This is a genomic window from Bacillus sp. 22446 (assembly GCF_052044955.1).
In the GTDB taxonomy this organism is placed as follows: domain Bacteria; phylum Bacillota; class Bacilli; order Bacillales; family Bacillaceae; genus Bacillus; species Bacillus altitudinis.
Genome location: NZ_JBQEOD010000004.1, coordinates 126,654 through 151,039, shown reverse-complemented (window position 1 = coordinate 151,039; position 24,386 = coordinate 126,654). Strand labels below are relative to the sequence as shown.

Genomic DNA, 24,386 nt, shown 5'->3' with positions numbered 1-24,386 from the left:
AGGGTTCACACTTTCTATCAAACTCTCTGCCACAAATGATTATCATTATCAATTAAGCGACAGTTCATATATTATCATATTTAGTGAAATATTCAATAGTAGAATGAGAAAGGGTGAAAACTGCATAAAAAAACAGCTTTTGGGATCAGCTGCTTTTTTACGCTTCAATATTCAATTGAAACTGCCCTTGCAGTTCCTCTTCAGCCTCTTGAAATAACTGCCGCAAATTCTCTGCATAATCACCAAGCTCGTCTTTGCTTGCTTGATAATGAATCCACGTGAGCTCTACAGGCATACTCACTTCTCCTGTTAAACAGTCCCAAAGGGCATCAAGATTTTTCCCGTAATGATCAGGAAGTTGTAACACTGTTTTTAGTTGATCATGAAGCTCCTCTTGTGATCTGCACATCGCACCATTTAGCTGTACTTTTTTCATTTCCTTCCCCCCTCTTCTGTCTTTATTTTAAACGAATTCGAGAGGAAAGAGAAAGAATCCATTTCACTTTTGCCTCTCTCTGAAACTTAAACTAAACAAGATCAGACAGGCAGCCAACACGAGCATGAAAAAGAGCGTTAACACTGTCTGAGTACCGTACATATCAGCAAAGAGACCAACGAACACACTTGGTATGCCAAGACCTAGATACGCAAACAAGTAATATCCAGCAACGGCTCTAGCCGCTTCCTTCTTCCCTTTCTCAACAATCAGCTGGAGACCGCCTAAGTAAGTAAATCCATAGCAAGCTGTGCCCGCTAAAAGAGTTCCAGCAAGGACAAGGAAAATGGACCCGCTATTAGCACCGAATAACAGCAGGCCATATCCACACGGAAGACAAATAAAACCGATACGAAGCGCTGCACTGCTATTCATCTTTCGGACAAAAGGCTGCATCAGAACACCTGCCATATTAATAAAAAACAGCGCTGGGCCTACCCACAATTCATAGCCATTTAATTTAAGCTGTGCTGGCAAAATCGAAATGACAAGACCGCACACAGACCATGCGATAGCAATGGCTATGTTCGCAGGCATTGTCCCTTTTGGAAACCTCGGCATGTTCATTAGCGGTTTACTTGCCTCCCCTTGTACAGGCGGCACCAAAAAGAATACAGCAACAATCGTCAACATAATCAAGACCAACACAATCCAATAGCTAAGAGGCGTCAGTGACACTTGCTCAAAAGAAAGAATCGCTGTAAAAAGAGCACCTCCCCCAAATCCAATTGAACTGCATAACGCGATAAACGTTGGGATCCAGCCCGATTTCTCTGGATATAAAGCAATCAAGTAGGCAGTACATGTGCCAACACTTAACCCAAGTCCCACTCCTTGCAGCAGCCGGGCGACAAAGAGCATTTGTATGGTCGGATGCACGATCATGAGCAGGGTGGCACATAATGAAAAGCAAAGTGCAATCAATAAAATCGGTTTTCGTCCTGCCCGGTCAGACATGCCGCCAAGTAACAGTAATACTGGAATCAGTCCGAAAACATACGCAGCAAACACAAGGGCTGTTGACGCCTTTCCGTATCCTGCCTGCTCTGCATATTCCGTATAAAGAGGGACTTGCAGGTTCACTGCTGTTGTAATCATAAAAAGGCTAAATAAAACGAACACAAACGGAATCATGGATAGCTGTGCTGTTTCTTCTTTTGATGCAGGAATCATGGGACTCTCTCCTCTGTGTAAATGATATGAACCAGTGTACACATCATTTGGATTTCTTCCCACATCCAAAAATGAAGCTATTGACCAGTCCATAATTCCATGTCATCATCAATGATGACATGACAAAGGAAAGAAGGTGCACTGTGTACATTCATTTAGACCGTTCCAGCTCTACCCCGCTCTGGCAGCAAATCGTCAATGGCATCATTCAAAAAATTCATACAAACACACTGAATCCTGATGATCAGTTGACTCCAACAAGAGTATTAGCACAAGAGCTCAACGTATCTCGATCCACCGTACAGCTTGCCTATGATGAACTGCTAGCAAGAGGCTATGTCAGCACCTCTAGAAGAGGCGGGACAAAGGTCATTTCAAGTAATCACTATGCTGCTTCTCCCCCACATCAAAACGAACCGCCTTTTGCACTTCCGATAAGACCTCACTTTGACGAGGCTGAAAAACAAATGGATCACTGGCTCTCGGCCAATCAATTTCATGACACACTTGAGATTGATTTCCGCCATCAAGAACCAGCCATCGACGACCATTTTCAAAACATATGGAAACGCTCGCTTCTAAAAGCATTACAGCGCTTAAATATGAAAGATTGGGGCTATTCTTCTCCGCATGGATTATGGGAAGTGCGTTCAGAAATTCGCCAATACTTATCAGTTGAACGCGGCATTGATATAGAAGAAGACCAAATGGTGTTAACAGGGGGCACACAGCAAGCCATTGACTTAATTTCACAAGTCATGCCCAAAAAAGGAGATACAGTAGCAGTTGAAGATCCTGGTTTTCCTGGAGCTAGGTTGTCCTTTTTACATCGCGAAATGAATATTTACCCCGCACCAGTCGATGAAGAAGGAATGATGGTGAATACATTGCCAGAACGTACAAAACTGATCGCTGTAACGCCCTCTCATCAGCGGCCAACCGGAGTCTGTATGAGCGTCAATAGAAGACGGGAGCTGCTGCAGTTTGCTGCGAAGGCTCAATCTTACATATTAGAAGATGATTTTGATGGGGATTATCGTTATCATGGCGGACCGCTTCCTTCTTTATTTTCAGAAGCACCCGATCATGTGATCTATATTGTCAGTTTTTCCAAGGTACTTGCTCCAGGCATCCGCCTTGCTGCCATCATCGGCTCCAAAGCAGTCATCAAAGAAATCGCTGCACTGCAATCACTTATTCAAAGACAGCTGCCGATCATGGAGCAAATCACTCTTGCCTCTTTTTTCAGAGAAGGAGAGTTTACGCGATATGTCAGGCGGATGAGACAGGTGTATAAAAAACGGCAGGCAGCGATGATGGATGCTCTTTTGACATATCACTTTGACAAACACTTCCGTTTATATGGAACTGATACAGGCCTTCACGTCTTTTTGGAAGGAACACCAGACTTTGATGAACAAGGTACGATTGAGGCCGCAAAAGCGGCAGGTGTCGGCATTTATCCATTAAGCCCCTATTGTTATGAAAGCAAAAGGAAAGGGTTGCTGCTTGGTTTTGCCTGTACGGATGAAGCCATGATTCAAGAAGGTGTTCGCCGATTAAAGCAAACACTGCACATCTAAAAAAGCCTGGAAGTCTCTCTTCCAGGCTTTTCATTGTGATTGCTGAACGTTTCCCACTTCTTCAATGAAAGAGGCTGTCTCTTGCAATCCATCTTGAAAATGTTGAGTGGCTGACATAAACAGCTTTTCTTGATCAGGACGCTTTAACAGCTGCTCTACCTTGCTCATTCCTTTTTCAAATGAAGCAAGACCTGTCTTTAATTGTTTGTCTGCCTTTTGATACACAGCTGGCACTTCTTGATGAGTAAGCCCTTTTTGAATGACACGGTCGAATGCTTTCGTCGCTTTTGTCAATTTTTCATTCACTTGAATTTTTCCGTGTCCATCTGAAATGAATTGATCGGTCATGTTTTCATATGCTTCATTTAACTCATCCATATAACGCTGAACCCATTGTTCATACGCAGCTTCTTTTGTGTTTTGTTTTGAAGGCGGCTGACCTGCTTGATTGCAGGCTGTGAGTAGTGTCACTGTCACGGTAAATAGCAGCATCAAATGCCATCGTTTTTTCATACACGGCCCCCATTTCTCTTTCCCATTTGTTCATATCGGTCAAATATGATCAACTTTTACCTCATACGAACACCTTGCAAGAAATGACTTATTTTTATTGTAACAGACCGCATGTATCACTTCTGTGATTTATGCGGAAATGAATGAAAATCCTTCTAATGGTTCACATTTCCCTGCCATTTCATGATGATACAGTCAATAGACGACGAGAAAGGCACATTTGGTTTCAATCTATTTCATCTTCGTCATTTTTTCTCAAATAAAAAAGACCCCTTTCGGCGCCTTTTTCTTAGATGTATGGATTTCAAATGATGATCTTTCTTAGCATGGAAGCTGCCTTATATTCTGCTCTACATAGCGGGAACTCCGTCTATGATCCTACCCATTTATTGCAGCTTTCCTTTACAAGCAATCTCCAGCTCTTCTACCACTTCGCCATCTTGAATGAGGTATGCTTTTTCATGAAGATTCACAGCAGGACAGATGTGATTCGGAATCATTTGCACCTTCTCACCGATCTGTACACTTTGACGAAAGCCTTCATGATAGATAATGGCATGCTCGTCAAATACGCTAGAAACAAATACATCATCATATTCTTTCACTTTGCCTAAGCCCTCTGTTTTGGTCAGCCCTTTTGTACGCGTTTGTGCCGTCAGCCCCTTGGCCCCTACATCTGTAATCACCCGGCGCTCTGTCGGTTTACTAATGACCGTTGTCAGCACAGATGCTGCACAATGTGAATATGTGCCGATTACATTGGACTGGGAAGCATCCATCAAGATGTATGTGCCTGGCCGTATTTCTGTGACTCCTTTTGGAATATCAAATTGAAATAAAAATGGCGGTGTTGATCCAATACTGACGACCTCTAGCGGCATACCAGCTTCTTCTGCAATCTGCGCAAAACGGAGCGTTCGATTTACAGCTTCCTTGTATAATGTCCGGCAATGTGCTTTACTTTCCGCTTGATACGTATGACCATCATGAGAAAAAATCCCCTTTAAATGAACGACATCACTTGTTTGAATCGCCTCTAATATGTGGCAGAAATCACGTTCTTCAATGACACCAGACCTTCCCTCTCCAACCTCTATCTCAATTAAAACCTCCGCTTTTTTCTCTGATTCACGAAAGACTTGCTCAATCTGCTTCACATGCTCAACACAATCTATACCGAATGAAATCTGTATCGACTCTGCCAGTTTACGAATCCGCTTGAGTTTAGTCTCACCTACAATTTGATTGGCGATAAAAATATCTTTGAGCCCATGGGCTGCCATTACTTCAGCCTCTCCTACTTTCGCTACCGTAATGCCAGATGCACCTTTCTCTTCCTGCAGCTTGGCAAGTGCAGGCGTTTTATGCGTTTTCGTATGAGGGCGCAATTTGACATGCTGACGGTCTGCGTATTGCTGCATCGCCGCTACATTCTCCATCATCACCCGTTTATCAATGAGTAGTGCCGGCGTATCCAGTTCTTTATACATCATCCCCATGACCCCTTTCATTATATAAAAAATTATACGATATAGATAAATTATATATTTTTTTATACGATAATCAATGGTTTTTTCTGAAAAAAAGTGATGGCAATGAGTAAGCAGTCCAGCGGCTGTCTGCCGCTGGTCTCTCACTAATAACGATTACGAAGTTCTCTTAAGATAAAATCATACACAAGGTTGAGCTGCTGTTCCTTTGGATACAGCATAAATTCTTGTTTCTTAGGAAGACCTCCATCAAGTCGATCTTGAAATTTCGTTCGGAGATACGCTGTTCGGTGTACCTGACTCTCAAATGACTTATATGAGACATCTAGTTTGACCGATTGCTCATTTGTAAAAGTAACAACCGTGTCTCCGAGGGATGATTCCTGAAAGATATGAATGTATTTGTGGGAGATCCATCCGCATTGAGGGCGGTTGGATGAATAGGTTGGGAAGAAATACAGATGATTGGATGAGTCAATCACGATGGGAGGCTTGTGTGATATACCTGTTACTTCATATGTTCCCGCTTTTCTGCCTGCATAGCTTGAGCCAAAGAACCTGCAACTACGTTCTATAATTTGCAGCGGCTTTAATTCAACGTAAAAGCTTGTCTCTCTTTCGATCACTTTTGAATATACTCGTTTTCCTTCTTCAACCGGAAGGACCGCCATTGTTGTTTGATTAATGACGTATGAATCTAATGGTGTTTCACTAATTCCTGACACTTCATTTCCTCCTGTGTTAATTTTTGGTTATTTTAGATACTATTAATCTATCACCAACGTATAAGAAACGACAGGATTTTTTCAATATTTATTTAAAATTATCTTTTTATCATGTTATTTAGTACATTCGATCTATCTAAAAGCCATTTTTAAAGATATATCGCATCTTGTCGACTGGACAAGGGGTGTCGATATGGCTCAAAAATAAATTGTCTAAAAATTATAAATTCTTGTTGATTTTTTCTCCGCCAATCCATATACTATAAAAAAGGCATCGGGGGGATTCTTTATGAAAGAGAAAAAAACGTATGCTGAGCTCATGAAGTCCCGCAACACCCAAAAAACCGAAGAGAATGGCGTTACTATTTTAGACATTTATATTCAAATGGTTTTAGATGAGGCGCTTTATAAACAGCGCTTAACCTTCCTTAGAGAAGAGATTGACAAGGCTCTAGATCAGCGTGATGAAAAGCGTTTTAATGACCTGTCAGCTCAATATGCAGAACATTGCTTACATCAATCATGATGATTTTACTTGCGGCAGAGAGACAGAAACTTGTCTCTTTACCGCAAGTTTTTTGTTTTTATCCATTTAATATGGTTCCGCCATTCACATGAATCATTTGTCCATTCATATAAGAAGAGTCTTCGCTCGCTAAAAATAAATAACTCGGCGCTAACTCTACTGGCTCACCAGGCCGCTCCATTGGGACATCACCACCAAATTCAGACACTTCCTTTTCCGTAAAAGTGGATGGAATCAGCGGTGTCCAAATCGGTCCAGGCGCTACCCCATTTACCCGAATCCCTTGTTTGATAAGAGATAGAGATAATGATCTTGTAAACGTTACAACCGCCCCTTTTGTCGATGAATAATCAATTAAGGTTTCATGACCTTTATAAGCAGTGACCGATGCTGTATTAATAATACTGCTTCCTTTTTTTAAATGAGGGAGCACCGCTTTTGTTAAATAGAACATGGCAAATATATTCGTTTGAAATGTCCGAAGAAGCTGGTGAGAGGTAATCTGTTCAATGCTTTTTTGCGGATGCTGTTCACCTGCGTTGTTGACTAAAATATCAATCGAACCGAAAGCATCTTTTGTTTGTTTGACGACCTCGTGTGAAAAAGCTTCATCGCCTAGATCACCTGCTATTAAGATAACGCGACCTCCCATTTTTTCAATATAGTCCTTCGTTTCTTCCGCATCACGATGTTCATTCAAATAAACAATCGCTACATTGGCTCCTTCTTTCGCAAATAAGACAGATACTGCTCTTCCAATCCCGCTGTCTCCACCTGTGATAATCGCCGTTTTCCCTGTCAGCTTTTTGCCTTGCACCTCTCGATCAAAGATAGGTCTAGGGTTCATTTTATATTCAAGTCCTGGACGTTCGTTCTGATGCTGAGGCGGTAACGTTTTCTTTGGCTGCTTTGTTGACACGTCAGACCACTCCTTCCTTTTATCTCGTTTATTTTTATGTGTTGCTCATTTTTTTATGTATTTCGCTCTTGTTTTCATTAAAATGTATGATTTTCAGCATCGTGGAAAAATTATACACAACAAGTGACTGGAGGCGACAACATGGAACAAGAACATAAAGGATCGGAACAAGCAAAGTCATTATGGCTAGCTGATAGTGAGAAGCCCTCTTTTCCTACTGTCAGCGAAGATCTTACAGCAGATGTCATCATTGTCGGTGCTGGTATTACCGGTATCGCTACTGCATTTGAAATGACAGAACGCGGACTGGATGTCATCATCATAGATGCTGATCAAGTATTGCAAGGAACCACCGGACATACAACAGCGAAAATTACCTCCCAGCATGATGTGTACTATCATGAGCTGATTCAGCATATTGGTATGCCGAAAGCCCGTTTATATGTAGAAGCAAATGAAAAAGCTAAGGAACTCATCCAAGCACGTGTGAAAGAGTATGACATTGATTGTCATCTTGAGGTAAAAGATGCTTATCTTTATACAACAGAAGAAAACGGCGTCAAAAAGTTAAAGAAGGAATTAGATGCGTACAAACAGCTCGGTATCGATCGCGAATGGATAACAGCGCTCCCGTTTGATGCTGGCATCAAGGCAGCCCTCGCCATGACGCAGCAGGCACAATTTCATCCTCTTCATTATCTTCATGCACTGATCGATCAGCTCATTGACAGAGGCGTGCGCATATTTGAACAGACAACGGCAGTCGATGTAAAAGAAGGAAAACACCCTGCTGTCATCACAAAAAGTGGCCATCATCTGATGGGGCGCTCTATCATTTCATGCTCACACTTTCCTTTTTACGATGGCAAAGGACTGTATTTCACGCGAATCCATCCTGAGCAATCTTATGTCGTCGCAGCCAAAACAAAAAAACCGCTTCCAGACGGCATGTACTTAGGAATTGATCAGCCTGCCCATTCATTAAGAACGGCAAAATTCCATGGAGAAGACGTCGTGCTCATCGGTGGACAAGGCCATAAAACCGGACAAGGCGGAGATGAATCCGCACACTATGAAGCACTAGAAAAGTTTGGTGAAGCCACCCTTGGTATAACGGAAGTCCTTTACCGTTGGTCCACGCATGATATGGTCACAATGGATCAAATCCCTTACATTGGCCGCCTGACATCACATCATTCGAATATTTTTGTGGCAACAGGCTTTAGAAAATGGGGCATGACCACAAGCCACGTAGCAGCGACACTGATCGGAGATTTGATCGAGGGAAAATCGAATCCTTACGAATCCATCTTTACTCCATCAAGACTCGTGTCAGACGCATTCGTAAAAGACTTTATCAAAGAAAACACCAATGTTGCAGCGAAGCTGATCAGCGGTAAATTAAAGCGAGCTGTTCAAACAATTGATGATTTAAAACCGGGTGAAGGCGGCATTGTATCTTATGAGCACAAAAAATGTGGCGCCTTTAAGTCAGAGGACGGCGATATCTTTCTTGTCGATACAACCTGTACTCACTTAGGCTGTGAAGTCGCGTGGAATAATAGTGACCGCACGTGGGACTGTCCTTGTCACGGGTCTCGTTTCTCCATTACGGGAGAAGTAGTAGAAGGTCCGGCGAAAAAACCACTAAAAAGGTCATATAAAGAACAGTAAAATTTCACTGTTTCCCCTTTAAAAAATCCAATATTATCCGATAAAAAACATAAAGTCTGATATTTTTGATGATCATGGGGGGACAAACACATTGTTATTTAAAAAAGAGAGTAAAAAGAAAAACACTGCTTTTTTCACACAGCAGGATGATGGGATAAAACGAATCAATTTTCCGGAGAATACGGACATTGCCAAACAAATTAAAATGATTGATTTGACGCAGCAAGACCTTTTTATCTTGAAACAGCTGAATCCAATCGTTCAAGATGAAATTGAACATATCGTCGATAAATTTTATAAAAACCTAGAAGTCGAGTCTTCCTTGATGCACATCATTCAAGATAACAGCTCAGTCGAGCGTCTAAAGAAAACACTACGCATTCATATTAGTGAAATGTTTGCCGGTGTGATTGACGAATCTTATGTGGCCAAAAGAATTAAAATTGCACAAGTTCATTTAAGAATTGGACTTCAACCTAAATGGTATATGGCAGCCTTCCAAGACCTATTGCTATCCATAATGGATTTATTTGCCCAGCATATCCAAGATTTCAAAGAATATCAGACGGCAGTGAAGGCGACGACGAAAATTTTAAATCTAGAGCAACAGCTTGTCCTAGATACGTTCCAAAATGAATACTCTAAAGTTCGTGATGAAGCAGAACTACAGCAAAAAGAGCTTCATACAAAAATTACAGAAACATCTAATTCACTTGCTTCTCTCTTCTCAAATACAACAAATGCAGTGGACAAACTTGTATCAAAATCTGATGAGATGGCGGATATGTCACAGGCTGGCACAAAGATTTCAGCACAAGTTGAAGAGAAATCAATTGGCGGTAAAAAAGAGTTAGAAATTCAGCAGACGCAAATGAACCAAATTGACGGCAGTATGACAAAGATTGAAACAGAAATTAAACGCTTAGAAGAAATTGCGAAACAAATTGAACAAATTTTTGGGATCGTCACAGGTATTGCGGAGCAAACGAATTTACTATCTTTAAACGCTTCAATCGAATCAGCTCGAGCAGGTGAACATGGCAAAGGCTTTGCTGTCGTTGCAAATGAGGTTCGCAAATTATCAGAGGATACAAAGAAAACGGTTTCAACTGTATCTGAGCTCGTCAACAACACAAATTCACAAATCGCCATTGTGTCACAGCATATTGCTGATGTGAATTTACTTGTGACAGACAGTAAAGAAAAAATGACCCAAATCAACTCGCTATTCGATGATATCGTCAGCAGCATGAACTTAAGCAAAAACCAAAACGGAAAAATTGAAATAGATTTGCAAACATTCCTAAACGAATTGAAAGAAGTCAAACAAACTGTGTCCCAAGTGGCAAGTTCGGTCGAATCCTTAACGAGTCTGACAAATCACTGATCCAGTCATTCTTCTTCTGTTTTAGTATAATAGAAGAAAAGATAGAAAAGGCGGGATTTGATTGACAGCAATTTGCCTAGTCAGACACGGTGAAACCGATTGGAATGCAGCGAAACGAATTCAAGGACGAACAGATATCCCTTTAAATGACACTGGTAAATGGCAAGCGGAACAAACCGGTCTTTACTTAAAAGATGCCCACTGGGATGTTGTCATTTCCAGTCCGCTATCAAGGGCAAAAGAAACAGCTCATTTGATTTTACAGCATGTACATGCACCGCTCGTGATCATGGACGATTTTATTGAACGTGACTATGGCGACGCTGAAGGCATGTCATTTGAGGAACGTCAGAAACTGTTTCCAAATAAACAGTATCCAAATATGGAACCACTATCGGCACTTCAAGATCGAATGCTAGAAGGTATTGAAAAAGTGAGAGCAACCTACCCAGATCAACGGGTACTAATCGTAGCACACGGTGCTGCCATCCATGCCTTACTCACCTCACTAGCTGACGAACATATGGGTATTAAGGATACAAGACTTGAGAATGCCTGCTTAAATTATGTGGAATGGACAGATGGTCAATGGAAGGTGAACGATTACAACGTGGTCAACCACTTAACACAATCTGCTCCTTCTTAAAGAACCTGTTTTCATAACAGGTTCTTTTTCATGTCAAAAACAATGATAAAATAATATTTTTTTATATCGAAATTCGAAATAGATGATAGCCTTTTCTACCTATTTTATGGCATTTCGGGTATCGAATGTTTATCCTCAAATGGATCATGAGAAAAAAAGCACGATTCCTTTTTAATAGAAAACCGTTGGAAATATAGAATAAACATATTTTACCATAAATTCCAAGCGACTTAATTCCCTATTTTTCGCTAGGACTTCCACAAAAATTCAGGTCTACTCTTATTTGCCTATCTCTATTAAACTGAAAATACAGAATAATCAAACGGATCATTCTAATAGACTACGGATGATTATTCTGAAATAAGAAAAAGGGATGTGGAATGTGCGTGAAAAAGAAAAATGTGATGACAAGTGTTTTATTGGCTGTCCCTCTTCTGTTTTCAGCAGGGTTTGGAGGCTCGATGGCAAATGCCGAGACTGCCTCAAAGTCAGAAAGCGAAAAAAGCTATATTGTTGGCTTTAAAGCTTCTGCCACCACAAACAGCTCTAAGAAACAAGCAGTGACACAAAATGGTGGGAAATTAGAAAAACAATACCGCCTCATTAATGCTGCACAAGTGAAGATGTCTGAACAAGCCGCAAAAAAACTTGAACACGACCCTAGCATTGCTTATGTAGAAGAAGACCACAAAGCAGAAGCATATGCCCAAACCGTCCCTTATGGTATCCCTCAAATCAAAGCTCCAGCCGTACACGCTCAAGGTTATAAAGGTGCTAACGTCAAAGTAGCTGTCCTTGATACTGGAATCCACGCCGCACACCCTGACTTAAATGTTGCAGGCGGTGCTAGCTTCGTCCCTTCAGAGCCAAATGCCACACAAGACTTTCAATCACACGGAACTCACGTAGCCGGAACCATTGCTGCCCTTGATAACACGATTGGTGTTCTTGGGGTTGCGCCAAGCGCCTCCTTGTATGCCGTTAAAGTATTAGATCGTTACGGCGATGGACAATACAGCTGGATTATCAGCGGTATTGAATGGGCTGTTGCCAATAACATGGATGTCATCAATATGAGCTTAGGCGGACCAAACGGCTCCACAGCGCTTAAAAATGCTGTAGACACAGCGAATAACCGCGGAGTAGTTGTCGTTGCCGCAGCAGGGAATTCAGGTTCAACTGGCTCTACTAGCACCGTTGGCTATCCTGCAAAATACGACTCTACAATTGCTGTTGCCAACGTGAACAGCAACAATGTCAGAAACTCGTCTTCTAGCGCAGGTCCTGAATTAGATGTTTCTGCACCTGGTACATCGATTTTAAGTACAGTACCAAGCAGTGGATATACATCTTATACGGGAACATCGATGGCATCTCCTCATGTAGCAGGAGCAGCAGCGCTTATCCTTTCTAAGTATCCGAATCTATCAACGTCTCAGGTTCGTCAGCGCTTAGAAAATACGGCAACACCGCTTGGTAATTCGTTCTATTATGGAAAAGGATTAATTAACGTTCAAGCGGCTTCTAACTAAAATAAGTGTGACAAAAAAATCCGGCGAACTGAGCCGGATTTTTTATTTATTGCTTTTTCGATGTTTCCTCTTTTTTTGCGGCTTTTTCCATATCGATGATTCTCTCCATCATCGTCGGGTGTCCATAGCGGAATATTTTCACTAAAAGTGGCGGATTGACTTGGGAAAGCCCTGATTTTGCAAGCTTTTGAAATGACGTCACCCCCGCCTCTCCATCTTTCGTCAAGTTCACGGCGTATTCATCAGCTGCACGTTCTTGATGCCTTGACACAGCATTTGTAAAAGGAGAAGCAACAAATGACAGCATAGATACAATGATCAACAGAAGCGGAAGAGCAGCAACGTCATGTGGTGCCTTCAGACGAAATGGAGAAGCGCCTTTTTGGTAAAGGGAAAAATAAAGACGGTCAATGGCAAAAAATCCAACCAGAGACAACACTAAATATCCTGCTAAACCGATATACACATGCTTCATCACGTAATGTCCCATCTCATGCGCCATGATAAATAAGATTTCACGGTCTTTCAGCTTTTGAAGTGTCGTATCCCACAAAACAATACGCTTATTTTCACCAATTCCTGTGACGTAAGCATTCATCGTGTTTGTTTTCTCTGACATGTTGACTTCATATACATGATCTGCTGGAATGTGTGCTTTCTCTGCAAGAGTTAATATCTTTTTCTCAAGCGCTTGATCCTTCAATGGGTAAAAATCATTGTAGAGTGGATCAATAACGACCGGCTGTATAAAGAAGAGAAACAGTGTAACTGGAACGGTTAAACACCAAGCATACAGCCACCAATATTTCCTTTTCTTTTGAATGAGCCAAAAGAACACAATGGCGCATAGAACAAGCAGTGGATATTGAATCCAAAAATCAAGCGTTTGGTCTTTTAGCCAACTTGTCGTACTTTGTGCTGAAACACCGTAGTACAAGGACAACTGGTAGCTCACCCACTTGACCGGCAATGTGATCAGCATCGTCAAAAGTGACAGCACAAACACATACACAAGTTTGCTCAAAAGGTCAAAACGAGCTGCTGCCAAGCTCCAATCTGCTAATTTCCTTGAAAACCCTGAAATGAGCAAAAGGAAAAAGACATACCAATCTAAAGGAATTGTCATAAAGTACAACAGGTTACGAATGTTCGAGTAACTTCCACTAATCACAAGCTCATGGCTTGTCATAAATGTATGCGGGTCTGCACTTGTCCCTTTCACACTGTCAGGGACAGATGAATCCCCCATTAGAAATAAGTAAGAATAAATAAAAAGACCGTACAATATGTATGCTACCGTTGCAAGAGCTACCCATTTGCGTACTCGCACTGGTCAGCCTCCTTTCCATTTCTCTCTCTATTGTAATCACGCACGTTTTTGTTTAGAACCTGTCTCATGTGGCTCCATCATAGCATGCCCTATCTGAAAAAGCTTGAGTGAAAAAAATGATTATGCTGTTCAAAAATCGGAGAAACTAACCATAAAAAAGTGAGTTGGAGGTTCATCATGAAGAAAATCCTTGCAGGAATTGTGATCTTTGGGCTTTTACTGATTACCTTCTTTTATGTGTTCAGCCGGACAAGTGACATCTTCGATGAAAATCGAGCAGAGAAATTATTGCTTTCACCCACGAACCAGTCCATTTCTTATGAAATAGATGATAAAGATACAACTGAGGATCTAATTGAACAATTAAACAAAGGGAAACAAACAAGCAGCCATCTCAAAAAGAATGTAAAGAAGCCAGATTATATCGCCAAGGTCATGTTCGGACGGACAAATGGCACTTCTTTTCAGCTATGGACCAACCGCTCTCAAGTTGTTTTTTTAGTAGACGGCACCTATTATGAATTAAATCAAAAACAGTCAAATTCCTTTCGAAAACAGGTACAAGAAGCGATTCAAAAAGGAGCCTCTTCATAAGAGTCTCCCTAGATTGTTGACAAAGGGATAAAATGAACTTTATTTTATCCCCTTGTCTTCTTTTCAGCATGATAGAAAACCTTTGCAGTCTAGGAGGCGCGGAGCGAATGTGAACCAGCACGCAGGACTGACAAAGAATGCGAGGGTTTGTCTACACGCTGAGGAGCCTCCTCATAAGAAGAGACTCTTTTTTTATTTACTTGTTTCTGCTTGGTACTTATCCTTTAGCGCTCTTCTTAAAATTTTACCAGTCGTGTTTTTTGGAATATCATCAATGAAATGGATCGTTTGGGGCTGCTTATATTTCGCCAAATAGCGTGAACAATGTGTGATGATGTCTTCTTGATTGATGTGAGCATGTTTCTTAGGGGAAATGTAACAGACAACAGCCTCTCCTGTGTTTGGATCGGGCACACCGATGACAACGGCTTCTGCTACAGCTTCATGTTGATAAAGCACTTCTTCTACTTCTCTTGGATAGACATTATACCCGCCTACGAGAATCATATCCTTTTTTCGATCGACGATATAAATATATCCGTCTTCATCTCTTCTCGCCAAATCTCCTGTGTACAGCCAGCCATCTTTCAGTGCTGCTTCTGTGTCTTCTGGCATTTGATAATAGCCTTTCATAATGTTTGGCCCTTTTGCGATCAGTTCTCCGACTTCGTTTGGTCCAACTTCTTCTCCAAGTTCATTCACGATCTTATTTTTCACATTCATAATATCAGTGCCGACCGAGCCTGGTTTTCTTTTTCCATCAAGGGGATTGAATGCCGTCACTGGGGAAGCCTCTGACAATCCATAGCCCTCTAACACCGTGACACCGAACTTTTCTTCAAAACCGTGAAGTAAAGCAACAGGCATGGACGCACCGCCTGATATACAAATCCTCACCGACTTCATCGCTTCCTCATGACCGTCCTGACGATATAAATAGTTATACATGGTTGGAACACCAACAAATAGCGTTGGTTTTTCTTTCTCCATCATTCGTAAAAGCTCTGATGGGCTGAAATGCGGCAGGACATAGATGGTCGCTCCATGAATCAAAGGGGCATTCATACAGACGGTCAAACAAAACACATGGAACATCGGTAAAGCAGCAATCACCTTGTCCTTCTCATCAATTGACAGGTACTCCGCAATGTCTCTTGCATTTGAATATAGGTTAACATGAGTGAGCATTGCCCCTTTTGGTTTTCCTGTTGTGCCAGATGTAAATAAAATAACGGCCGTATCGTCAGGTTGTATGACAGGATGCTCAGTTTCCGGCGCATCTCCAGACACAAGCTTTCCGAAGAAAACAAGACGATCAGATACTTCTTTTAAACTTGACCTGCACGCAGATTCATTTTGTGCACAAATAATGACTCGTTCAATAGATGGAAGCTGTTCATACACCTGCTCGTATATCGGCAGAAGCTGATCCGGTGCAACAATCCCTTTTACATCACCAGTGACCAGCATATAGCCGATTTCACTTGGCGTATATGTTGGATTGACAGGTACAACAACAAGTCCTGCCTTTAATGCACCAAAAAATGAAATCACAAAATGCGGTGAATTTCCTAAAATCAGTGCGATATGATCTCCCGCTTGAAACCCTTCGCTCACTAAACCATCTGCAAAACGTTCGATACTTGTCATCAGTTCTTGATAGGTCCACTTGTTCCCTTCAAAGATCAGTGCGACGTTCTCTCCCTTGGTCATCGCAGTCTGCTCAAGATTTTTGATCAAATCCATTCTCCCACCCCTTATACTTCATCAATGAATGAATAGCCATTCATTTTATGACCAAACATTCCTCCTTTCTATTATAATAGACAATCGAAAAAATTCACAAGATCAAATGTAAACCGCTTTCATCTCTTTCATTAGAAAAAGCACCGCTATCTCTAGCCGTGCTTGTCCTTGCTTAATAAATCAAATCCAGAAAATCTTCTTTTGATACGTTACCAAAATAATGGCGCATATCCATGTCTTCTAATACATCACTAATGGTTTTGCGATCATATTGTTGCCCAATGAGTCGTTTCTCAATATCAGCAATATCCCCTACACCGAAGAAGTCACCAAAAATTTTGCAGTCTTGAATGATGCCTTTTTTCACTTCTAATCGAAGATCAATCGATCCAGCTGGAAAACGCTTAGAGTGCTGCAAGTTAAACTTAGGTGAACGGCCGTAGTTCCATTCCCATTTTTGGTATCGATCACGAGAAATCTCATGAATCTTCTCCCAATCCTTTTCTGTCAGCTGATACTCAGGCACGTCTCCGTTCGTGTCAAAAATATAGCTTAAAAGAATTTTTCTAAATTCTTCTGTTGTCATCTTTTGATCCATCAGTTCACTAATATTCGCAACCCTGCTTCTAATGGATTTGATGCCTTTTGATTCGATCTTTTCTTTCTTCACATTTAATGCCGAGACAACATGTTCGATTTCTGAATCAAATAATAGGGTGCCATGACTGAAGATACGTCCTCGTGTAGCAAATTGAGCATTCCCCGAGATTTTACGCCCATCTGCCATGATGTCATTTCTGCCGCTTAATTCCGCTTTGACGCCAAGCTTTTCAAGCGCTTTGATGACTGGCTCGGTGAATTTTTTAAAGTTATGAAAGCTGTCCCCATCGTCTTTTGTAATAAAACTGAAGTTCAAGTTTCCTTTGTCATGGTAAACCGCACCACCGCCAGATAACCGGCGAACGACTTTGATGCCATTGTCTTCCACATATTTTGTGTTGATTTCTTCTATTGTATTTTGGTTCTTTCCAATAATAATAGACGGCTGGTTGATGTAAAACAGCAAATACGTTTCTTCTGGATCTAAATATTTTAAGCAATACTCTTCAATTGCTAAATTAATCATTGGATCATAATGTTGCTCGTTATCGATAAACAGCATCTCTATCTTCCTTCCTTGTTCCATCTAAGCCCTGATTGGGCAAGCTGTATATTGCCAGTATATAACGCCTGTGCTTCATTGACTAGGTCTTTATGCCGACCGAAATGAGGCAGATGGGTGATGATAAGCTCTCCAACATTTGCTTCACTTGCCAGCTTCCCTACTTCAGTGCTGTTCATATGTCCTGCACCCGATCCGTCTTGTCCGGCGTAAAAGTTGCTTTCGGCAATAAGTAAGTCTGCATCCTTGCTAAAAGGGATAAATGCATCTTGATAGCTGGAGTCAGCTGTATACACCACCACAGCCTCATTTGCCTGAATTCTCATCGCATAGCATTCTGCCGGATGAACCGTTTTCAAAAAATCAATTTGAAATGGTCCAATTTGAATGCCCTCTTCCGGGTGATAAGGTTTTGTCTTTGTATGTACATCATCAGAGAGCCGCTGAAATGCTGCTTGATCCCCGGTATGTCCGTAGATCGTCAGCGGACCACTGCTTTTTCCTAAATGATAACCCACTAGCTTCGCATATTGGAGAGGTCCGATATCTGCAACATGATCGTGATGATAATGAGAAAGGAGTACAGCATCTAGTTCTTCTATATCAATGTATTGCTGAAGCTTTGACAGAACTCCGCTCCCGCAGTCGACAAGCAGACGAAAACCATCTGATTCAAAAAGATAACCTGATGTGGCTTCACCAGCTGCTGGAAATCCTCCGTAGCAGCCAATCACGGTTAATTTCATCGTCATATTTCCTCCTTTTCAAAAAATCCCCTTCTTACAATATACCCATTTTTCATAAAAAAAGCATTCTTCTTGCCTATTGTTACAAAACAGATTGACAATTATAAATCTGTTATAATACAATGATAACAATAAAACGTATTGGAGGATGACAAATGCTAGGAAAAATCACTGAGTTTTTTAGAAATTTGCCTTCAAAAAAATGCACAAAATGTGGAAATGATTTAATGGAACAGCACGAGTGTTACGGTAATGAATGTGAGGAATGCTCACAAGTAAGTTATCTTAAATAAGGAAATAAATAGAATAAAAAGGCACTTTTTTCCTCCTTCGTCAGTTGGAGTCAAAAGTGCTTTTTATTTTTTCTGAAAAATAGGTAAAAAGGTAAAACCCTTGGTACAGAAGGGTTTTTTAGTATTTTCATATGATGACTTTTAGTTCGGAAGGCACTTTTTATTGACTTAAAACAACGAAGGGGGTTCGAAGTGTCCATTTTTTCAAATAATTTTGTATTTTCTTAATATAATTTAATCGTGGACGAACCTCTTTAATTTTAGTTATACTTTAATTCATATATTAAAACTTAATATGATGGGAATATTCCTTTAATGAATATGCTAGGGAGGAAATCTATGAAAAAATTAAAATTTGGATTAGCTACACAAATCCTAATCGGTCTTATTCTCGGTGTCGTTGTTGGGGCAATCTTTTTCGGTAACCCAGGCGTTGAGACTTATTTAAAACCAATTGGAGACTTCTTCTTAAGACTCATTAAGATGATTGTGATACCAATTGTCGTATCTAGCTTAATTTTAGGAGTTGCAGGTGCCGGTGATGGTAAAAAGGTAGGGAAGCTTGGTTTTAGAACCATTCTTTATTTTGAAATAATCACAACATTTGCGATAATTCTTGGTCTCGTGCTTGCAAACTTTGTACAACCTGGTGCAGGCGTTGACTTCGGAAATACGGAAAAACAGGACATTAGCCAGTATGTTGAAACGGAAAAAGAGCAAAGCAGTAAATCAGTTGCTGATACGTTCCTTCATATCGTTCCAACGAACTTCTTCCAATCATTGGCGGAAGGTGATTTGCTTGCGATTATTTTCTTTACTGTGTTATTTGCACTTGGCGTTTCAGCCATTGGTGAACGCGGCAAACCAGTGCTCGCCTTCTTTGAAGGTGTATCACACGCCATGTTCCATGTCGTCAATGTTGTGATGAAAGCTGCACCATTTGGTGTCTTCGCACTCATTGGTGTGACTGTCTCAAAATTTGGTCTTGAATCTCTTATTTCATTAGGTAAGCTGGTAGGTCTTGTTTATTTTGCGCTCGCTCTCTTCCTTATCGTTGTATTCGGAATTATTGGAAAGATGATTGGCGTCAATATTTTCAGATTTCTTGCTTACATGAAAGACGAAATGCTTCTTGCCTTTAGTACATCCAGCTCTGAAACAGTTTTACCAAGAGTTATGGATAAAATGGAGCGCATTGGATGTCCGAAGGGAATTGTCTCTTTCGTTATCCCAATCGGTTATACGTTTAACCTGGACGGCTCCGTCTTGTATCAAGCGATCGCTGCACTTTTCCTTGCACAGGTATACGGCATTGATCTTACGATTGTCCAGCAGCTCACACTTATTCTTGTGCTGATGGTGACATCTAAAGGGATGGCTGCCGTTCCTGGTACGTCCTTTGTTGTATTACTTGCCACATTAGGAACAATCGGTGTACCTGCTGAAGGTCTAGCATTTATTGCAGGTGTGGATCGAATCATGGATATGGCACGAACAGTTGTTAACTTAACAGGCAATGCACTTGCAGCTGTTGTGATGTCTAAATGGGAAGGGCAATATGACCCTGAAAAAGGACATCGCGTGATGACTGGACAAGATGTACCTGAACCGACACAGCTTTCAAGCTAATGAAAAAGAACCCCTATAAATGGGGTTCTTTTTTTTATACTGTGATTAATGATGATTGCACGTAGTGATAAAGAAGATTCGCTGTATGAACTAGAGAATCTTCATGGGTTCGTTCGAACGCATGCGAGGAATCGATCCCAGGACCAATCAATCCATGAATGATATCATGCCCTGCTCGAATCGCTGCTGATGCATCAGATCCGTAATAAGGGTAAATATCTAGACGGTAATCAATGTTGTTCTCTTCTGCTAATGCGGCTAAATGCTTGCGTAATCCATAATGATAAGGACCGCTTGAGTCCTTCACACAAATAGACACGCTATATTCATCTGTTGATTGACCATCGCCAATCGCTCCCATATCAACAGCGAGGTATTCCACCGTTTCTTCTGGAATATTGGAGTTTCCACCATAGCCAATCTCTTCATTATTTGAAATTAAGAAGTGCGTCGTATGCGGCAGTGTGATGTTTTCCTTTTGGATGCGGTGGATGAGTCGCAGCAAAAGCGCCACACTTGCCTTGTCATCAAGGTGTCTTGATTTAATAAAACCTGATGACGTCACTTCCACTCTCGGATCAAATGAGATAAAGTCTCCTACTTGAATGCCAAGTGCTTTGACATCGTCTGCATTTTGCACCTTTTCATCGAGACGAACTTCCATATTCTCTTGGTTACGTTTTGCTTTTCCCGCATCCGCATAGACGTGAACGGACGTTTGATGCATGAGAATGGTACCTGTGTATGTATGACCTGAAGCGGTTTCAATTTCACAGTATTCACCTTCAATTGAGTTATACTGAAAGCCTCCAATCAGCGCAAGACGAAGCCGCCCATTTGATTTAATTTCCTTTACCATCGCACCGAGCGTATCGACATGTGCTGTCAACATGCGGTGTTCCTTGTCATCTGTTCCTTTAATCGTGGCAATTAAGCCGCCCTTACGATTTCGTTTTGTCTCAATATTTACATCTTGTAGAAAGCGTTCAACAAAGCCGATCACCTTTTCTGTATTCCCTGACGGACTTGGGATCGATACGAGCTTTTGAATCAGCTGAACGGTTTCGTTTACTTCAGTTGTCATTCGGCATTTCCTCCTTTGTATGAAAGCAATTCCTTCCATGTATGCCTTTTATAGCATATCTTCTTAAAATATATCGCTTCGGGTTCAAGATGTCTATTTCAAATCAAAAATCCTCCCTCTATTAAGAGAAAGGATTCATTGATTAAGCTTCGTCTTGTTTCATTTTTCTTACGTTCCAAGCAAAGTATGCAGTTGTTGCCAACATCATGATGATTGCAACTGTACCAAGAATCGCTGCTTGATGCCATAAATAGCTATCATCACCGCTTGCAATGATCGTTCTAAATCCATTGATTGTATACGTCATTGGAAGCAGACTATGAATAACTTGGAAGAATTTCGGCACAAGCTCAAGCGGGAATGTACCAGCACTGGCTGCGAGCTGAAGAACTAAGATAATGACGGCAATGAAGCGTCCTGGGTTCCCCATTGTTGTCGCTAGCAGCTGAATAATCGCTAAGAATGTCAGACTGACGACGATTGCAAAGAGATAGAAGCGCCAGAGGCTTTCCACCTCAAGACCAAGCCCAAAGATGAGCATCGTACTTGCAATGACTGCTTGAAGGATACCAACAAGCAGAAGCACGCTATATTTGCTGACAAACCATTCAAACGCATTTCTAGGGCGTCCAGCAGGGTCTTTCATTGGGAATACAACGGTGAGCATGAGAGCCCCAACAAAGAGTCCCATTGATAAAATATAAGGCGTGAGCCCTGTTCCATAATTATCAATCTTTTTCGCTGTATCATTTTCTGTTTTAACAGGGCTTGCAATCATATTGTAATTGTCTTGATTTGCATCAATTTCACCTGTTTCATCAGCAGCGCTTTTCAATTTATTGGACAGTTTACCTGTACCGCTCTTTAAATCTCCCAATCCTTTATCAAGGGATTTTGAGCCTTCGGCAAGCTTAGATGTATTGCTTTGGATATTTGTTGAACCACTTTCTAGCTTATTTAACGCTGCGCTAAGCTGGCTTGATCCATTTGCAAGCTTATCCGCTCCGCTTTTCGCCGTATCAAGCTTTCCATTTGCTGTTTCGAGACCCTCTTGTAATTGGCCTTGACCTGTTTGAAGCTTCAGTGCACCTTGATACAATTTATTCGTACCAGATGTCATTTGGTCGATCGCATTTTGTATCGCGACTGTAGACGTGTACAGCTGTTCTGTTTTCTTTGGAAGCTGTTTGACTTGTTGCAGCTGCGCTTTTGCAGATGCAACTGCTGATTGAACCTCACTAGCATCAGGCAGTTCCTGCAAGGCCGCTAAGCTTTGTTCGAGTCCAGACAGATCAGGCAGTTCGATTTTAGGCAGACTGTTCAGTTGATCCATTGCCGCCTTTTTCTCTTCATCTGTCATGGAGCTGTTTTGGATAATGCTTTTTACTTTCGCATCTCGATTTGATAATGCTTCTTTTAATGAAGCAAGTTTTGTACTGAACGTTTTTGCGTCTTTTTTCACTTGATCGAGTTTAGGCGCCATCTTTTCAAGATTCGCTAATTCTGGTGATGATAAGACTTTTTCTACTGCTGCAATTTTTTCTGAAAAGTATTGTGCTTTGTTGTTTAGTTGCTCAATGCCTGCTGTGAATTGCGGCATTTTAGAAGCGAGCTGCTGATGTCCTTCTCGGCTTGTGTTTAACCCTTCAGTTAATGTATCAATTCCTGATCCAAGCTCCCCAAATTTCTGATCAATGGTTTGATAGCCTGTTAAAAGCTGACCAAGCCCACTGTCTAGAGACTGTATGCCTGTGTTCAGTTCACCCATTTTCCCAGCGAACTGATGAACACCTTCGCTATAGGTTAGCGTACCTTCAGCCAATTTGGCTAAGTTGTCTTTTAACTTCGTACTGCCATCTTTTGCGCTTTTTGTTCCGTCATCAATTTTCTTCGCGCCATCGCTTGCTTGATCTAATCCTTTTGCAATGGTTTTGAAGTTATCAAAGATGACCTCGGCGTAATTTTTTGTGACTTCCTTTGAAACCGAATCTTTTAATTTGATAATGGCATTATTCGCAATTTGAGACGCAGCATAGTTTGCGCCCGGATTCGTATAATATTTCAGATTCGATTTTTTCGGATGCTTCTCTAGCACTGTACTTGCATTTTTCGAGAAATCCTTTGGTATTTCCACAACGAGATAATAGTCTTCGTTATTTAATCCTTTTATGGCCTTTTCGTGACTATCGACAAAGTTCCATTTGAAATTATCGTTTTTCTTTAATTCCTTTACTAAATCATCGCCGACTTGAAGGGTTTTCCCGTCATAATGACTGCCTTCATCCAAGTTGACAACCGCCACAGGCAATTGATCAACTGTACCATAAGGGTCCCAGTACGCTTTTAAAAATACACCACTGTAAATCAGCGGAATAAATAAGACAGCTAAAATCGGGATCAGTAGTTTTTTGCTCGTTACAATGTCTTTCCATTGATTCCGAATTAAATTCATTGCTGTTTTCCTCCCATAGATGAATGACTAAATATACAATTTGGTCATTTGAACTCAAAAAAAATTATGTTGTTGCAGATAGTCCTTTTAAGACATAAAGCTCCAGCGATTCGGCTACCTCTTCTTTTGTTAAAGGCTCGTATCGCTTTTCCCAATCAAAAATCAGTGCAATATATAGTTTCACCATCACAAATGCAGTCAATTCAGGATCACAAGGCTTAATGTCGCCTTTATCCATCGCTTCTTGTACTTTCGTTTTGATATAGCGAATGATCATCTGTTCCATTTTCTCAATCATTTCCTTGACCGCTGACGTGCCAAGCTCCGCATTTTCTTGAAAAATCTTAATTGTGAGCTGGTGGTTTTTTCGAAATTCTAAAATTGCAAAGAGTGCTAAGTGAAGGTTTTCAGAGAAACTATTCTTCTCGTCAATTGCCTCATCCGCAATTTTCCTCATCTCTAGTAAAAGGGATGTGAAAATTTCATCGAACAACTCTTCTTTGTTTTTAAAAAATGTATAAATGGTTCCTTTTCCGACGTTGGCTAGCTTTGCCACAAGGTCCATTGTGGTCGCTTTATACCCGAATTGAGTAAATGCTTTCGTCGCACCATCTAAAATCATTTGTCTCCTATCAACACTCATGATCTCACTCCCGAAATGACTATTTGAACGTTTTGGTCATTAA

General features: G+C 41.1%; 22 protein-coding genes. 9 read left to right on the top strand and 13 right to left on the bottom strand.

Annotation, left to right across the window (positions count from 1 at the left end; all coding sequences use genetic code 11):
• Positions 1 to 157: 157 nt before the first annotated feature.
• Together ACTJJD_RS10565 and ACTJJD_RS10560 are read right to left on the bottom strand one after the other, a co-directional pair.
• Positions 158 to 436: a barstar family protein gene (locus tag ACTJJD_RS10565; RefSeq protein WP_024720011.1), complete on the bottom strand. Its 279-nt coding sequence runs from the start codon at positions 434 to 436 to the stop codon at positions 158 to 160.
• 63 nt (positions 437 to 499) lie between these two features.
• Complete coding sequence (locus tag ACTJJD_RS10560) at positions 500 to 1,669, bottom strand: MFS transporter (protein WP_081114756.1); 1,170 nt, start codon at positions 1,667 to 1,669, stop codon at positions 500 to 502.
• Positions 1,670 to 1,812: 143 nt separating this feature from the next.
• Here ACTJJD_RS10560 and pdxR point away from each other — a divergent pair, with 143 nt between their 5' ends.
• Positions 1,813 to 3,252 carry a MocR-like pyridoxine biosynthesis transcription factor PdxR gene (pdxR, locus tag ACTJJD_RS10555; RefSeq protein ID WP_440608370.1) on the top strand — a complete coding sequence of 480 codons (1,440 nt, stop codon included), beginning with the start codon at positions 1,813 to 1,815 and terminating at the stop codon, positions 3,250 to 3,252.
• A 30-nt stretch (positions 3,253 to 3,282) separates the two neighbouring features.
• On the opposite strand, the gene ACTJJD_RS10550 is transcribed toward pdxR, so the two are convergent.
• The 3 genes from ACTJJD_RS10550 to ACTJJD_RS10540 all read right to left on the bottom strand — a co-directional run bounded on the left by ACTJJD_RS10550 (position 3,283) and on the right by ACTJJD_RS10540 (position 5,980).
• A complete protein-coding gene (locus tag ACTJJD_RS10550; RefSeq protein WP_007499155.1) occupies positions 3,283 to 3,765 on the bottom strand; it encodes a hypothetical protein in 483 nt (160 codons plus the stop codon).
• Between the two features lie 386 nt (positions 3,766 to 4,151).
• A complete protein-coding gene (locus ACTJJD_RS10545; RefSeq protein ID WP_440608369.1) occupies positions 4,152 to 5,258 on the bottom strand; it encodes an alanine racemase in 1,107 nt (368 codons plus the stop codon).
• 143 nt (positions 5,259 to 5,401) lie between these two features.
• Positions 5,402 to 5,980 (bottom strand): competence protein ComK, encoded by a 579-nt coding sequence (locus ACTJJD_RS10540; RefSeq protein WP_017366958.1) that lies wholly within the window; start codon positions 5,978 to 5,980, stop codon positions 5,402 to 5,404.
• 289 nt (positions 5,981 to 6,269) lie between these two features.
• Here ACTJJD_RS10540 and ACTJJD_RS10535 point away from each other — a divergent pair, with 289 nt between their 5' ends.
• Entirely contained in the window at positions 6,270 to 6,506 is a 237-nt protein-coding gene (locus tag ACTJJD_RS10535) for an IDEAL domain-containing protein (RefSeq protein ID WP_008348804.1), read from the top strand.
• Positions 6,507 to 6,564: 58 nt separating this feature from the next.
• Here ACTJJD_RS10535 and ACTJJD_RS10530 read toward each other — a convergent pair whose 3' ends face one another.
• Positions 6,565 to 7,425 carry an SDR family oxidoreductase gene (locus tag ACTJJD_RS10530; protein WP_440608368.1) on the bottom strand — a complete coding sequence of 287 codons (861 nt, stop codon included), beginning with the start codon at positions 7,423 to 7,425 and terminating at the stop codon, positions 6,565 to 6,567.
• 141 nt (positions 7,426 to 7,566) lie between these two features.
• Here ACTJJD_RS10530 and ACTJJD_RS10525 point away from each other — a divergent pair, with 141 nt between their 5' ends.
• From ACTJJD_RS10525 to ACTJJD_RS10510, 4 genes are all read left to right on the top strand, one after another.
• Entirely contained in the window at positions 7,567 to 9,099 is a 1,533-nt protein-coding gene (locus ACTJJD_RS10525) for an FAD-dependent oxidoreductase (RefSeq protein ID WP_440608367.1), read from the top strand.
• A 25-nt stretch (positions 9,100 to 9,124) separates the two neighbouring features.
• On the top strand, positions 9,125 to 10,486 hold the full coding sequence (locus ACTJJD_RS10520; protein ID WP_370539267.1) for a globin-coupled sensor protein: 1,362 nt from the start codon (positions 9,125 to 9,127) through the stop codon (positions 10,484 to 10,486).
• A gap of 61 nt (positions 10,487 to 10,547) precedes the next feature.
• A complete protein-coding gene (locus tag ACTJJD_RS10515) occupies positions 10,548 to 11,132 on the top strand; it encodes a histidine phosphatase family protein (RefSeq protein ID WP_017360298.1) in 585 nt (194 codons plus the stop codon).
• A gap of 386 nt (positions 11,133 to 11,518) precedes the next feature.
• Positions 11,519 to 12,664, top strand: a complete 1,146-nt coding sequence (locus tag ACTJJD_RS10510; protein WP_008348814.1) for a serine alkaline protease SapB — start codon at positions 11,519 to 11,521, stop codon at positions 12,662 to 12,664.
• A gap of 46 nt (positions 12,665 to 12,710) precedes the next feature.
• Here ACTJJD_RS10510 and ACTJJD_RS10505 read toward each other — a convergent pair whose 3' ends face one another.
• A complete protein-coding gene (locus ACTJJD_RS10505) occupies positions 12,711 to 13,994 on the bottom strand; it encodes a M48 family metallopeptidase (RefSeq protein ID WP_440608366.1) in 1,284 nt (427 codons plus the stop codon).
• 177 nt (positions 13,995 to 14,171) lie between these two features.
• Between ACTJJD_RS10505 and ACTJJD_RS10500 the strand changes: the two genes are divergently transcribed.
• Entirely contained in the window at positions 14,172 to 14,588 is a 417-nt protein-coding gene (locus tag ACTJJD_RS10500; RefSeq protein ID WP_007497192.1) for a hypothetical protein, read from the top strand.
• 192 nt (positions 14,589 to 14,780) lie between these two features.
• Here ACTJJD_RS10500 and ACTJJD_RS10495 read toward each other — a convergent pair whose 3' ends face one another.
• The 3 genes from ACTJJD_RS10495 to ACTJJD_RS10485 all read right to left on the bottom strand — a co-directional run bounded on the left by ACTJJD_RS10495 (position 14,781) and on the right by ACTJJD_RS10485 (position 18,242).
• Complete coding sequence (locus ACTJJD_RS10495) at positions 14,781 to 16,334, bottom strand: fatty acid--CoA ligase family protein (RefSeq protein WP_008348843.1); 1,554 nt, start codon at positions 16,332 to 16,334, stop codon at positions 14,781 to 14,783.
• 172 nt (positions 16,335 to 16,506) lie between these two features.
• The gene (locus ACTJJD_RS10490) at positions 16,507 to 17,496 is read right to left on the bottom strand and encodes a lipoate--protein ligase (RefSeq protein WP_008348846.1); all 990 of its coding nucleotides are present in this window, start codon (positions 17,494 to 17,496) and stop codon (positions 16,507 to 16,509) included.
• Positions 17,497 to 17,498: 2 nt separating this feature from the next.
• On the bottom strand, positions 17,499 to 18,242 hold the full coding sequence (locus ACTJJD_RS10485) for an MBL fold metallo-hydrolase (protein WP_045034874.1): 744 nt from the start codon (positions 18,240 to 18,242) through the stop codon (positions 17,499 to 17,501).
• Between the two features lie 155 nt (positions 18,243 to 18,397).
• Here ACTJJD_RS10485 and yhfH point away from each other — a divergent pair, with 155 nt between their 5' ends.
• Both yhfH and ACTJJD_RS10475 read left to right on the top strand, forming a co-directional pair.
• Positions 18,398 to 18,535, top strand: coding sequence for a protein YhfH (yhfH, locus tag ACTJJD_RS10480; RefSeq protein ID WP_008359029.1), 138 nt, complete (start codon positions 18,398 to 18,400; stop codon positions 18,533 to 18,535).
• Between the two features lie 339 nt (positions 18,536 to 18,874).
• A complete protein-coding gene (locus ACTJJD_RS10475; RefSeq protein WP_144484625.1) occupies positions 18,875 to 20,164 on the top strand; it encodes a cation:dicarboxylate symporter family transporter in 1,290 nt (429 codons plus the stop codon).
• Positions 20,165 to 20,198: 34 nt separating this feature from the next.
• Here the strand turns inward: ACTJJD_RS10475 and ACTJJD_RS10470 are convergent, their stop codons facing one another.
• The 3 genes from ACTJJD_RS10470 to ACTJJD_RS10460 all read right to left on the bottom strand — a co-directional run bounded on the left by ACTJJD_RS10470 (position 20,199) and on the right by ACTJJD_RS10460 (position 24,343).
• Positions 20,199 to 21,248 carry a M42 family metallopeptidase gene (locus ACTJJD_RS10470; RefSeq protein WP_144525810.1) on the bottom strand — a complete coding sequence of 350 codons (1,050 nt, stop codon included), beginning with the start codon at positions 21,246 to 21,248 and terminating at the stop codon, positions 20,199 to 20,201.
• A gap of 142 nt (positions 21,249 to 21,390) precedes the next feature.
• Entirely contained in the window at positions 21,391 to 23,700 is a 2,310-nt protein-coding gene (locus tag ACTJJD_RS10465) for a YhgE/Pip family protein (RefSeq protein ID WP_440608365.1), read from the bottom strand.
• Positions 23,701 to 23,764: 64 nt separating this feature from the next.
• Positions 23,765 to 24,343, bottom strand: a complete 579-nt coding sequence (locus ACTJJD_RS10460) for a TetR/AcrR family transcriptional regulator (protein ID WP_012009464.1) — start codon at positions 24,341 to 24,343, stop codon at positions 23,765 to 23,767.
• Positions 24,344 to 24,386: the final 43 nt, after the last annotated feature.